Genomic DNA, 12914 nt, shown 5'->3' with positions numbered 1-12914 from the left:
GGTGGAAATATGAAAATAGACATTAAAAAAATATTTACAATTGGAAAGAGAGAGATTTTTAGTAATGTAAAAAGAAAACAGTTCTTAATATCTACTGTAATAGTTCCCATAATTATGATATCTTTGGCTGTAATGGGTAGTTTAATGATGTTTGACATTAAAGAACTTAAAGTGGGTTATATAGATAATTTTGGCTTAGAAATTCCAAATAAAGTGGTAAAAAACAATATCGGTAATAAAACTATAACAATATACTTTATAAAATACCAAAATATAGAAAAGGGAAAAGAGGAGATTTTAAATAAAAAAATAGATGCTTTAATTGTTATTCCCAAAGATTATTTAAAAACAGGGAATATAATTATTTACTCGGCAACAAAATCGCCAAATCCTTTAATAACCGATACATTATCTAATATTATAATTAAGAACTTACTAAAAGGGAAAGTAGATAATTTAACTTACAATAGGGTTGTAAATCCTATAAATGCAAAGATCTATTTTGTTTCTAAGAAAGGAGTTGAAAAAGAATCATTTTTATCTCAACTATTGCCAATGGGCTTTGTATTTTTGCTTTATATGGCTATTACATCATTATCTGGAATTATTGTCTCCTCAATTATTGAAGAGAAACAAAATAGAATTATGGAAATTCTACTGTGTTATGCATCATCAGAAAATTTAATGTTTGGAAAAATATTAGGAATATCTATAGTAGGTTTAATTCAAATAGGTATTTGGCTTATATTTGCTTTACCTGTAATTATAATATATGCAGTTAAAGTTTCATTATACTTAGTATTATTTGCATTAATTTACTTTATACTTGGATATTTGTTCTATTCCTCTTTGTTGTGCGGAATTGTCTCATTATTCTCTCATCCTAAGGATGCCTCTCAACTAATATCTCCAATAATAATTGTTCAAATTATACCAATAATGTTTATGAACACTATAATGGTTAATCCAAATCACTACATCGCTAAAATTTTATCATATATACCCTTTACATTACCATATACAGTAGTTTTAAGAGAAAGTGTAACTCAACTACCTTTAACTGAAATAATAATATCAACATTAATTATGGTTGTTAGTATTGTATTATCTTTCGTTTTGTCAATAAAACTGTTTAAAATTGGAGTATTGTTATATGAGGAAAATTTAACTTTAAAAAAAGTTATAAAAATTATATTGAACAAATAAAACATCTAATTTATAATTCCTTACTTTTTAATATCTCTATTATTGCATCATCTACTAACTTCATAGATTTTCCAATTTTTCCAATGTTTTTAATGCATTCCTCAAAGTTTTTTCCAACAATTCCATTGTTGTATGGAACCTTTGAAAATAGAGATAAATAGATTCCAAAAACTCCTGATACTATTTTTAAAGCACAGCCTATTTTACCTCCATCGCAAATAATTCCAGTTAAATTTGCTGTAAAACTCTTAATACTCTCTTCTATATAGTTAATGATATTTTCCTCATTGTAATGATTATAATATGACAAACCAGAAACCGCCCCTATGCCACCTCTATTTACACATCCACACATTGATGAAATATAAGAGGAATAGTAGGTTGAATATATAGTAGTTAAAGAAGATAAAGTAATTGATTTAATTAGTTTTTCTTCATCTTTATCATTAATTTCATCGTAAGCAATTATTGGTAAAGTAGATACTAAACCCATATTTCCACTGCCAGCAATAGCCATCGCTGGCTTATTAACACCAATCATTCTATTATAAACACCTGAAACTGTTTTTTTTACCATATTATTTAAAACATCATCATTTATATTTAAATTTATAAAATCTTCTGAGACTTCTGGAATTGAGAGATTATTATTTATATTTATTGTTTCTTTTATCAAATTAATTACATCTTTTGGAATGTCATCTAAATAATCTATAAAGTCTTTGAGAGTTAGATTTTTATAAGCCTCTTTCAAAGTTTCATCTATGACTTTTCCAGAATGACTACCCTTAGTTTCACTCTCATAAGTTTTATCCGCCTCAATATATACTTTACAATAAACTTCAGAATCTATAACTTCAATTTTCAATTTATCTTTTATAAATTCTTCTAATTCTTCATCATATTTTATATCTTTAAATATTTCTAAACCATTTTCTTTATTTCCCAACAAACCACCAACAACAGCTGGAAGTATCCCAAATTTTCCAGTATTTGGAACTCCTACTGAATATGCATTTTTAAAAGTTCCTTTATCTAAAATTATTTTGATCTCTTTTATTGAATATGCATCATCTGGCTTAGCCTTAGCAACTGTATAGCCAATTAATCCCACCTCAGTGCAACCTAATGCCTTAACAATCTCTTTCTTTAAAATTTCAGTAATTAATTCATTTTTTTCCATAAAATTCACCTTAAAAATTTCTCGACCATCAATAAGGCACAATAGTCACCACAAATTGAGCACGCTCTTTTTTCTTTTGAAGGAATCTCTTCTCTCATTTTTTTTGCTTTTTCTTTATCTATTGCCAACTTATATTGTTTCTCCCAATCGTGGTTTTTCCTTGCGTAAGCCATCTCTTTCTCTTTTTCCCACGCCAATTTATTACCTTTGGCAATATCTGCCGCCTGAGCCGCTATTTTAGTGGCTATAACTCCCTCTTTAACATCCTCTACTGTTGGTAATCTTAAATGCTCGCTTGGAGTTACATAGCAAAGGAAATCAGCCCCATAGTAGCCTGCTAACGCTCCTCCAATTGCGGCTGTTATGTGGTCATATCCAGGGGCTATATCTGTAACTACTGGACCCAAAACATAGAATGGAGCATTTTTGCATAAACTCTTTTGTAATTTAATGTTAGTTTCAATATAGTTTAAAGGAATATGTCCTGGCCCTTCAACCATACATTGAACTCCTTTTTCTCTACATCTTTCTACTAATTCTCCTAATATTATAAGTTCTTCAATTTGAGCCCTGTCTGTATTGTCTAATAAACATCCCGGTCTCATTCCATCTCCCAAACTTATGGTTACATCATACTCTTTTAAAATCTCTAAGAGATAATCAAAGTTTTTGTATAAAGGATTTTCTTCGTTGTGATATAAAATATAGGCTGTTAAAAACGCTCCTCCTCTACTAACTACTCCCAAAACTCTACCACTTTTTTTTAATCTTTCAACGGATTGTTTAGTTATTCCACAATGTAGTGTCATAAAATCTACGCCTTCCTTTGCCTGTTTTTCAATAACATTGAATATCAAATCTTCATTCATATCTACAACTCTTCCATACTTTTCTCTCGCTATTTTTCCAGCCTCATAAATTGGAACTGTTCCTATTGGCAAATTAACAGCGTTCATAATAGCCTTTCTAATTTTTTCTAAATCTCCTCCAGTACTTAAATCCATTATAGTATCTGCCCCATATTTTTCAGCAACTTTTGCCTTTTTTATCTCTAAGTCAATATCTACGAAATCTGGGGATGTTCCAATGTTTGCATTCACTTTAGTTCTCAAATATTTACCAATACCTACTGGCTCAGTATTTCTATTAACATTTTTTGGAATAACAACGTAACCTTTGGCTATAAGGTTTCTAAGTTTTTCAACATCAATTTTTTCTTTTTCAGATACAATTTTCATCTCCTCAGTGATAATTCCCTTTTTTGCATCGTCCATTTGAGTCATAACTATCACCAATTAAAAATTCTGTAAATGTCCTATTAAAACAAAACTATATAAATTAAATTATCATTATTAATTATGACAAATTTTATAGTTAATTCTTTTAGATTAATATTTAAAATTAGGTGTTGATTATGAAGTATGAAGGAGAGATTGCCATAGGTCCAGTTCATCCTACAATGCTTGAACCTCATAGATTAAGATTATTTATTGAAGATGAGATTATAAAGGAGGCTGAATTAGTAATTGGCGTTAATTATAGAGGAATAGAACTCATTATGGAAGGGCTACCACCCGAAAAAATTAGTATATTGTCAGAGAAAATTTGTGGAATTTGTTCTCACATTCACGTATGGACTAATGTAATGGTAACTGAAAAAGGTTGTGATATAGAGGTTCCAGAGAGGGCAGAGTATATAAGGGCAATAGTTGAAGAATTTGAAAGATTACACTCTCATATGTTATTATTTGGTCACGCCTTTGAAGTTATTGGCTTTGAAACTATGGCTTTTAGGGCATTTATGATTAGAGAGCCAATAATGCAAATTTTGAGAGAAATTACTGGTGGAAGAGTCCAAAATTCTTGCCCAATAATTGGAGGAATTAGACCGAGATGTAATATAAAGGATAGCAAAATCTCATCAATATTGGAAAGATTAGAAAAATTTGAAGAAAATTTAAATAAATTGATGAATAGAACTATAAATGACCCAATGATTATGGCAAGAATTAAAGATGTTGGTGTCTTAGATAAAAAAACTGCTAAAAAATTGCATGCAACTGGACCAACAGCAAGAGGTTCAGGATTATCTTGTGATATGAGAAAAAAGGGAATAGTGCCAGTATATGATAATTTTGAATTTGAAGAAGTTATATTTGACGATGGTGATGTTTTCAGTAGATTGGCAGTAAGATTTTACGAATGTTTTGAAAGTATTAAGATTATTAGGCAAGGATTGAAAGAGTTGCCAAATTTAGATAAAAAGATATATAATCCAAACTATGAATTAAAAGAATTTAAACCAATAGATGTTTATAATGAAGCTCAAAGGGGGCAGGTTTATTATTCCTACGGATTAGATGAAAATGGAAGAGTTAGACATGTGAAAGTTAGAACTCCTACATTAACTAACTTGGCATGTATGGAGGCTATTCTTCCTGAGCATCATGTTTCAGATGCTGAATTAATTATAGCAAGTTGTGATCCTTGCTTTACTTGCACTGATAGAATGATTGTTATTAAAGAAAAGAAATAAAAAATGATTCTTTTTCCAATGCTCTTTATATACTTGCACTTACTAAATAATTTATCCCATTATTTTTATTGTCTCCCTTATTTAATTAAAGAATATATAAATATAACTAATTCAATTTCAATTTTTGTATTGACATTAAGATTATCATGGTGATAAAATGAGCAAAGATTTATTTAAAGAATTTAAAGAGCATTCTGTTGCTGAATTTTTTAGAAAAAATAAGCACATGCTGGGATATAGTGGAAAAGTTAGAAGTTTAACGACTATAATTCATGAGTTAGTCACTAACAGTTTAGATGCTTGTGAAGAGGCAGGAATTTTACCAGATATAAAAGTTGAGATTGAGAAGTTAGGGGCTGATCATTACAAAGTGGCGGTTGAAGATAATGGACCAGGAATTCCCTTAGAGTTTATTCCAAAGGTATTTGGGAAAATGTTAGCTGGTTCTAAGATGCATAGATTTATTCAATCAAGAGGACAACAGGGAATTGGAGCGGCAGGTGTTTTATTATTTTCACAAATAACTACTGGAAAGCCATTAAAAATTATAACATCTACGGGAGACGGTAAGATTTACGAAGTTGAAGTAAAAATGAATGTTGAAAAAAATGAAGGGGAAATAGTATCAAAAAAAGTTAGAAAAGGAAAGTGGAGAGGAACAAGAGTAGAAGGAGAGTTTAAAGAAGTTAGTTATAATAGAGGAGAATTTGGTCCATTTGAGTATTTGAGAAGGATTAGTTTAGCAACGCCTCACGCTAAGATTATATTAAAAGATCCTTATGGAGAAGTTGTATTTGATAGAGTTGTTAAAGAACTACCAAAAAAACCAGAAGAGATGAAGCCCCACCCTTATGGATTAACTACTGATGAACTACTCTATATTGCAAGAAAAACAAAATCAAAAAAAGTTTCTTCAATGCTCGTTTCTGAACTTTCAAGAGTTACAACAAAAAGAATTAAGGAACTTGAAAAATATTTGTTGAGAGATTTAATATTAAAAAAATTTAAAGATAGTGTATTTTGGAGTATGATTATACAATGCTATTTAAATATAGATATTGATAAATATTTAACCAAATTTAAAGATTATTTAAGTAGTGAGGAAATAGATACTGTAAAGATGTTAATTGCAAACCTTCCAGAAAGTTTGGATGAGTTGAAGAGATATGCTTTAAAATATATAACTATGGAATATCTATTTAGTAAGTTAAATAAAGAGGAAATTAATAAAATAAAAAATCACTTTAAAAAGATACCAGAAAACTTCATGGAATGGGCTGAAAAGAATTATTTATCTGCCTCAGTAGTTGAAGAATTAAATAAAAAAATTAAAAATATTGTAAAGCCACCAGAGGAGTTTATTGCTACTATAAAAAAGAAAGGATTAATTTCTGATGAAGAGTTAAAAAAATTAGAAAAGGATGTTAAAAATATCTTAAATAAAAATCCTAAGGAATTGACTTGGGATGAAGCAGAGATGATTGTTAATAGCCTCCAAAGTATGGAGTTCATGGCCCCTCCTACAACTGGATTAAGACCAATAGGGGCTGAAAATATTGAAAAGTCATTAAAAGAATTCTTAAATCCTGATTTCGTAAAGGCAATTACAAGAAATCCAAAAACATATAGAGGAGGAATACCCTTTGCTGTTGAAGTAGCAATAGCTTATGGAGGTAATGCAGGAAGGCAGAGTGATGAAGGTAGAAGAATGGAAATTATGAGGTTTGCCAATCATGTTCCTTTGCTGTATGATGCTTCTGCATGCGGTTTAACTAAGGCAGTTAAAAGCATAAATTGGAGAAGATATGGTTTAAGAGGGGAAGACGCTCCAATAACAGTGTTTGTTAATTTGATATCTACATTTATCCCTTATACATCTGCTGGAAAGCAGGCAGTAGCATGTAGTGAAAATGAAAATGAAGAAATTTATAATGAGATTAGACATGCTCTTATGATTTGTGCAAGAGCGTTAGAGAAGTATTTATCAAGAATTAGAAGAGAGGCAGAAGAAGAAAAGAAAAGAAAGTATGTTATGAAGTATGCTAAGATATTTGCAGAGGCATTGGCAAACATATTAAATAAGCCAGTTGATGAAATTGAGAAGAGAGTTATTGAACTATTATCAAAATAAATTTTACATTTATTTGATAAGTGAAACAATGTTCAAACCAAAGAAAAAATTAGGACAGTGTTTTTTAATAGATAAAAACTTTGTAGATAAGGCAATAGAATCTGCAAATTTAACAAAAAATGACATTGTTTTAGAGATTGGCTTGGGAAAGGGGATTTTAACTGAAAAACTATCTAAAAATGCTAAAAAAGTTTATGTTATTGAAATTGACAAAAATTTAGAACCTTATGCTAAAAAATTAATGGAAAATTATGACAATGTTGAGATTATCTGGGGAGATGCTGTAAAATTTGATTTAAATAAATTAGATTTTAATAAAGTTGTTGCTAATCTTCCTTATCAAATCTCATCTCCAATAACTTTTAAACTGTTAAAGAGAGGTTTTGATTTGGCAGTTTTGATGTATCAATATGAATTTGCAAAGAGAATGGTAGCAAAAGAAGGAACAAAAGATTATGGTAGATTAACAGTTGCAGTAAAAGCAAGATCTGACCCAGAAATATTGTGTAAAGTTCCTCCAACTGCATTTAATCCAAAACCAAAGGTTTATTCTGCCTTGGTCAAAATAACCCCAAACATTGAGAAAAAGAAAAAAATAGAGAACGAAGAATTTTTTGATAATTTTTTGAGAGCAATATTTCAGCATAGAAATAAATCAGTTAGGAAATCTTTAATTGATTCCTCTAAGGAATTAAATTATAGTAAAGAAGAGATGAAAAAAATTTTAGATGAATTCGTGAAAAATAATTTAGATGTAAAAGATTTAATGAATAAAAAGGTTTTTAAACTTTCTGTTGATGAAATTGTTAATCTTTCAAATAAATTTTATAGATTTTTGTCCGAAGGTTAGATAGTATGAAAGTAGTTGTAGGAGGAACATTTGATATATTACATAAGGGGCATAAGGAACTGTTAAAGTTTGCCTCTTCGTTGGGTAAATTAACCGTTGGAATAACAAGTGATAATTTTGCAAAAAAATATAAAACACATGAAATAAATGATTTAAAAACAAGAATTGAAAATTTAAAAAAATTTTTAGATAGTATAAATGCAGATTATGAGATTAAAGTTATAAATGACCCATATGGAGATGCAATTACAGAAGATTATGATATTATTGTAGTAACTAAAGAAACTTTAAAAAATGCTGAAAAAATAAATGAAATTAGAAAACTTAAAGGTTTAAAGCCATTAAAAATAATTGTTTTTAAACAAATTACTGCTGAAAATGGAAAACCAATATCTACGACAAGGATCAGAAAGGGAAAAATAGATGAAGAGGGTAGATTAATAAAATAATCTTTTGTTAAATTTTTATTTAAAAATGTGATACTATGGATGTAGTTCTAATTATATTAACTTTAATTATGGTTGGCTATATCTCAAAAGTTTTAAATATATTAAATGAAGAACATGCAAAAATTTTGAATAGTATTGTTATCTATTTTGCAATGCCATCAACAATATTTTTAACTATAATAAAAAATGTCTCCTCTAATCAAATATTAAATTTTTTAAAACTACCAATAATTATTTTTATTTCCTTTATGTTAGTTGGATTACTATCTTATCTATTAGGAAAGTATATATTTAAATTGGATGATAAAAAACTTGGTGGATTAATATTAGTTTCAATGCTTGGAAATACAGGTTTCTTGGGTTATCCAGTTATTTTAGGAATGTTTGGAGAGGAAGGATTAGCAAGAGCCATTTTTTGCGACTTAGGAAGTGTTTTTGCCACTATGCTTTTAGGTACTTATGTAGGAATAAGATTTGGAAAGAGTAAAAATAAAAGTGTTTTAAAAGAAATGATAAAGTTTCCTCCTCTTTTGACTGGAATTTTTTCTATAATATTAACAATTTTTAATTTTAAGTTAAGTTATTTGCCTAACTTCCTATTAAAATCTTTAAATTATCTGTCTTCTGCAACAGTTCCCTTAATTATGATGTCCTTAGGTTTATCTTTATCTCCAAAATCCTTAAAGTTTGGAATCTTTTGGGGATTGGTAGCATCTTTATTTAGATTTATTATTTCTCCAACATTATCTTTTACGCTATCTGATATAATCAAGATAGTAGGATTAGATAGAAATGTTTTATTAGTTGAGAGTTCTATGCCCTCTGCAATGATGTCCCTTGTCTTAGGAACATTGTATGAATTGGACATTAAATTAATAGCATCCTCTATATTTATAACTACAACTTTATCTTTATTGGTTATAGGTCTTTGGAATTGGATTCTTTGTTAATTTTTAATATTTTTGTAAAATTTATTATGTAGGGGATTAAAATGACAAAAAGAAAAAACTCTATAAAAAATTATCTTGTTCTTGTTGTTGATATTGATGATGACATTGGAAGAAAGGCAGGATTAAATACTCCTATATTGGGAAGAGATGAAAATATAAAGGCATTGATAAAATTAGGTTTAGCAGACCCCGGAGATAGTGATGTTAATGCAATTTTAGGGGGAGTTAAAATTTATGATGAATTAAAAAGTTCTGGAAAAAATGTTGAAATAGTTACGATATCAGGAGATGTGAATGTTGAATCGGAAAAATGTGCTTTAAGATTAAAGGAACAGATTGATTTTATTCTTTATTTGTATAATCCAGATTTTATTTACTTGGTTTCTGATGGTAAGGAAGATGAGTTAATTTTAAAATATTTAGAATCAAAAGATGTTTTTGTTTGGAAAAAGAGGATTATTGTTAAACAGAGTGAAACCTTAGAATCTACATACTATTTAATTCAAGAATTTATAAAAAAGACAATGGAAGAATACATTCCACTAATTTTATCGTTTGTTGGATTTTCATTGTTGCTTTATGCAATATTTGCAGACATTGGTTGGAGAATTGTTGTAGGAATATTAGGACTTTACATACTATCAGAAGGTTTAGGTGTTAGAAAGTTACTTTATGAAAAAATTAAAAAGAAAGAAGAGTTTTCAATAGGAAGAATATTCCCAATCTCTGCAACTATTTCCTTGTTTATACTAATTATAGGACTTACATATTCTATAAGTTTAATTCATCAAATAAAAGAACTTAACCTACTAATTGGAAAATTTTTCCTACATTTTGTGAATTTTTTAACCTTATCATTAATAGTTTTAATGGTTGGAAAGTTTATAGACAGTGTTATACACTCTGATAATGAAATTTTAGAGATTTTTAAAAAGTATTTCTTCTATTTAATATGCATATTTATTGCAAGAGAATTAATTATAAGTGGAGGTAACTATCTGTTAGGTAATATTGAATTTATTACATTCGTTCTTGAAATAATAGTTTATATATCAATTATAATTATCCTTTCTGTTATCTTATTCACTAAATCAAACAATAAAAATAGGGCTAAATTATGATTACTGTAATGGGAATATCTAAGGATGGTAAAATTGTGGAAGTAAAATTTGATAATCTCAATTTAGAGGATTACAAACTTATTTGGATTGATTGTTATAATCCTAATGATGAAGAAATTTATAAACTTTCTAAAAAAATAGGTATTGAGATCTCTGAATTGTATGTAGGGTTAGATGAACAAGAAATTCCAAGAGTTGAAGAAAATGAAGATTACTATTTGATTATTTACAAAGCCCCTCTACTTGAAGAGGACATTACTACAACTTCCTTAGGTATTTTTATCAAAGATAATATATTATTGACAATTCATACAAATAAAATAAAGGCTATTGGAAGATTACACAAGTTAATATTGACAAAAAAGCCAAAAGTTATATTTGAAAGAGGTATTGGTTTTTTATTATACAACATACTGAATGAAATAACGAGAAGTTTTTCGAGGATTTTAATTAGTTTAGAGGAAGAGTTAGAAGAGTTGGAGGATAAAGTGTTAGTAGGATACGATAAGGTAGTTATGGAAGATATACTTAGTTTAAGAAAAACGTTAGTTTATTTTAACAAATCATTAATTGCTAATAGAGATGTCTTAGTTATATTAAAAAGAAAGTATTTACCAATAACTACAAAAGAAGATAGAGAAAATTTTGAAGATTTATACTACGACACTTTGCAGTTAATAGATATGTCTGTAACTTATAGAGAAGTTTTAACTTCTATGATGGACATAACTTTATCGTTGGAGAATATAAAGATGAACCAAATTATGAAAATTCTGACTATGGTTACTACAATTTTTGCTGTTCCAATGTGGATTACAGGAATATATGGAATGAACTTTTCCTATTTACCATTAGCAAATAATCCAGATGGTTTTTGGATTATACTATCTTTAATGATTATTATTATTATAATATTTGTATATATATTCAAAAGGTCAGGATGGATTTAGTGAGAGGTGAGTTTATGATTATTTGGCCTTCATATATTGATAAAAACAAAAGTAGGAGAGAAGGAAGGAGAGTTCCAAAAAATTTAGCAGTAGAGAATCCCAGTTTAAAAGAAATTGAGAATGCTTTAAAAAAACTTGGTTTAGATCCTATAATACATAGAGAAAAGAGATATCCAAGACAACATTGGGAGATTTGTGGATGTGTAGAAGTTGATTATAAAGGAAATAAATTAATGTTATTAAAAGAAATTTGCAAAATAATAAAAAATAATGTTTAAAAAAGTTTTTTATTTTAATATAAAAACAATGTGAGATTATGGAAATTCCACTATTTTTTGCAGTATTGAGTTTTATTATTATGTGCCTTGGAGAGATATTAGCATATTATTCTATCTCACTAAAATATAAATATGAAATAGAGGCAATATCTTTTGGGTTTATTTTGGGCGTTGCAACATTAATATTAATTCCAAAGGCATTTTTTAAAGGATTTGAAATATTTGTAGTGTTGGGAATGGGTTTAGTTTATATTATTGAGAAATATCTTTCATATTGCCCCTTATCAAAAAATACTGCTTAAAATGTAGTGATATAGGAGAGTTTAAAATTAGATTCCTTTATCCAATATCTTTCTTCATACATACTCTTATAGATGGATTAATAATTTCTATATCTTACATTAGTAATATTGGACTTCCTCTATATCTTGCTATACTAATGCATAAATTACCAGCAGGTTTTGTATTAATATCTCCATTAAAAACAGTTTATAAAAATCCATTAATTACAGGAGTTATTGTATCGGTTATAGGAACCATCGTTGGTTTAATAGTATTTAATAATATTTCTCAAATATCTTTAAAATCTCTTTAAAATCACTATTAGCAGTTTCTGGAGGAGTATTTTTAGGAACTTTTCTTACTATATCTCCTCATATTTATGAGCATAAAAAAGAAAAATCTTTCTTATATATACTGTTAGGTTATGCTATTATAATTCTCTTTAAATTTAAATTGATTTAAAAAAGTTTTATTTAAATAACTTATTGGAACATCTTCTAATCATTCCTTCAACAACATTTTTTCCAACTAATGATGTGGCTTCTTTTATTAAAGCTTGAGGAGCTACTAAATATGTTTGATTAACATCTTTTTCTCCAATTGTTGATTTATCGAACTCTTCAAGAATCTTTAAAGCCAACATTAAATCCTCCTGCCTTTTATCAATTAGTATATTCTTTGCAGATGTAATTAAAACATCTTTGTCTAAAATCTTCATTAAACCTTCAATTCCGGAAGTTTCAATAATTGAGGCAATAGTTTGAAGAGAAACCAATATTTGCTTTTCCATCATATCCTTTGGGACTTTTATTATTGTTTTTCCAACTCTATAATAATCTAAAATACCAGCCAATGCAATAGCAGTAACCAACACACCCATATCAGCGACTACTGGAACTACATCTGCAGGAGCTACATAAGGTTTTTTATTAACGCTTTTAGCAAGTTCTACTAACTTATTTATTTGCTCTTCTGTTG

12 protein-coding genes and 1 pseudogene are annotated in these 12914 nt (G+C 28.2%); 10 read left to right on the top strand and 3 right to left on the bottom strand.

Annotated features, from left to right (window positions below):
• Positions 1-9: 9 nt before the first annotated feature.
• Positions 10-1206 (top strand): ABC transporter permease, encoded by a 1197-nt coding sequence (locus HZY31_RS00145; RefSeq protein WP_297317465.1) that lies wholly within the window; start codon positions 10-12, stop codon positions 1204-1206.
• Positions 1207-1216: 10 nt separating this feature from the next.
• Here the strand turns inward: HZY31_RS00145 and HZY31_RS00140 are convergent, their stop codons facing one another.
• A complete protein-coding gene (locus tag HZY31_RS00140) occupies positions 1217-2389 on the bottom strand; it encodes an L-serine ammonia-lyase, iron-sulfur-dependent, subunit alpha (protein ID WP_297317464.1) in 1173 nt (390 codons plus the stop codon).
• A gap of 5 nt (positions 2390-2394) precedes the next feature.
• Positions 2395-3672 carry a phosphomethylpyrimidine synthase gene (thiC, locus tag HZY31_RS00135; RefSeq protein WP_297317463.1) on the bottom strand — a complete coding sequence of 426 codons (1278 nt, stop codon included), beginning with the start codon at positions 3670-3672 and terminating at the stop codon, positions 2395-2397.
• A 131-nt stretch (positions 3673-3803) separates the two neighbouring features.
• Between thiC and HZY31_RS00130 the strand changes: the two genes are divergently transcribed.
• From HZY31_RS00130 to HZY31_RS08135, 9 genes and pseudogenes are all read left to right on the top strand, one after another.
• Positions 3804-4925: a hydrogenase large subunit gene (locus HZY31_RS00130; protein ID WP_297317462.1), complete on the top strand. Its 1122-nt coding sequence runs from the start codon at positions 3804-3806 to the stop codon at positions 4923-4925.
• A 157-nt stretch (positions 4926-5082) separates the two neighbouring features.
• Positions 5083-7056, top strand: a complete 1974-nt coding sequence (locus HZY31_RS00125) for a DNA topoisomerase VI subunit B (protein WP_297317461.1) — start codon at positions 5083-5085, stop codon at positions 7054-7056.
• Between the two features lie 28 nt (positions 7057-7084).
• Positions 7085-7906, top strand: coding sequence for a 16S rRNA (adenine(1518)-N(6)/adenine(1519)-N(6))-dimethyltransferase RsmA (gene rsmA, locus HZY31_RS00120; protein ID WP_297317460.1), 822 nt, complete (start codon positions 7085-7087; stop codon positions 7904-7906).
• A gap of 5 nt (positions 7907-7911) precedes the next feature.
• Positions 7912-8355 carry a phosphopantetheine adenylyltransferase gene (locus HZY31_RS00115; RefSeq protein WP_297317459.1) on the top strand — a complete coding sequence of 148 codons (444 nt, stop codon included), beginning with the start codon at positions 7912-7914 and terminating at the stop codon, positions 8353-8355.
• Positions 8356-8390: 35 nt separating this feature from the next.
• A complete protein-coding gene (locus HZY31_RS00110) occupies positions 8391-9305 on the top strand; it encodes an AEC family transporter (RefSeq protein WP_297317458.1) in 915 nt (304 codons plus the stop codon).
• Positions 9306-9346: 41 nt separating this feature from the next.
• Complete coding sequence (locus HZY31_RS00105; protein ID WP_297317457.1) at positions 9347-10426, top strand: DUF373 family protein; 1080 nt, start codon at positions 9347-9349, stop codon at positions 10424-10426.
• On the top strand, positions 10423-11376 hold the full coding sequence (corA, locus tag HZY31_RS00100; RefSeq protein WP_297317456.1) for a magnesium/cobalt transporter CorA: 954 nt from the start codon (positions 10423-10425) through the stop codon (positions 11374-11376). The genes HZY31_RS00105 and corA overlap by 4 nt, the downstream gene beginning before the upstream one ends.
• A gap of 14 nt (positions 11377-11390) precedes the next feature.
• Complete coding sequence (locus tag HZY31_RS00095) at positions 11391-11654, top strand: signal recognition particle subunit SRP19/SEC65 family protein (RefSeq protein WP_297317455.1); 264 nt, start codon at positions 11391-11393, stop codon at positions 11652-11654.
• 38 nt (positions 11655-11692) lie between these two features.
• Positions 11693-12398: pseudogene (locus tag HZY31_RS08135) on the top strand (ZIP family metal transporter).
• A 7-nt stretch (positions 12399-12405) separates the two neighbouring features.
• On the opposite strand, the gene HZY31_RS00085 reads toward HZY31_RS08135, so the two are convergent.
• On the bottom strand, positions 12406-12914 hold a 509-nt coding region (locus tag HZY31_RS00085), incomplete at its 5' end, for a 5,10-methenyltetrahydromethanopterin hydrogenase family protein (RefSeq protein ID WP_297317454.1).

This window comes from Methanocaldococcus sp. (genome assembly GCF_024490875.1).
Lineage (GTDB): Archaea > AGJL01 > Methanococci > Methanococcales > Methanocaldococcaceae > Methanocaldococcus.
Note: the sequence above shows the minus strand (reverse complement) of the source record. Positions and strands in the feature narration are given on the sequence as shown.

Excerpts from the sequence above, each read along its gene's own strand:
- HZY31_RS00145 (WP_297317465.1), top strand. The coding sequence starts at position 10 with ATGAAAATAGACATTAAAAAAATATTTACAATTGGAAAGAGAGAGATT.
- HZY31_RS00140 (WP_297317464.1), bottom strand. The coding sequence starts at position 2,389 with ATGGAAAAAAATGAATTAATTACTGAAATTTTAAAGAAAGAGATTGTT.
- thiC (WP_297317463.1), bottom strand. The coding sequence starts at position 3,672 with ATGACTCAAATGGACGATGCAAAAAAGGGAATTATCACTGAGGAGATG.
- HZY31_RS00130 (WP_297317462.1), top strand. The coding sequence starts at position 3,804 with ATGAAGTATGAAGGAGAGATTGCCATAGGTCCAGTTCATCCTACAATG.
- HZY31_RS00125 (WP_297317461.1), top strand. The coding sequence starts at position 5,083 with ATGAGCAAAGATTTATTTAAAGAATTTAAAGAGCATTCTGTTGCTGAA.
- rsmA (WP_297317460.1), top strand. The coding sequence starts at position 7,085 with ATGTTCAAACCAAAGAAAAAATTAGGACAGTGTTTTTTAATAGATAAA.
- HZY31_RS00115 (WP_297317459.1), top strand. The coding sequence starts at position 7,912 with ATGAAAGTAGTTGTAGGAGGAACATTTGATATATTACATAAGGGGCAT.
- HZY31_RS00110 (WP_297317458.1), top strand. The coding sequence starts at position 8,391 with ATGGATGTAGTTCTAATTATATTAACTTTAATTATGGTTGGCTATATC.
- HZY31_RS00105 (WP_297317457.1), top strand. The coding sequence starts at position 9,347 with ATGACAAAAAGAAAAAACTCTATAAAAAATTATCTTGTTCTTGTTGTT.
- corA (WP_297317456.1), top strand. The coding sequence starts at position 10,423 with ATGATTACTGTAATGGGAATATCTAAGGATGGTAAAATTGTGGAAGTA.
- HZY31_RS00095 (WP_297317455.1), top strand. The coding sequence starts at position 11,391 with ATGATTATTTGGCCTTCATATATTGATAAAAACAAAAGTAGGAGAGAA.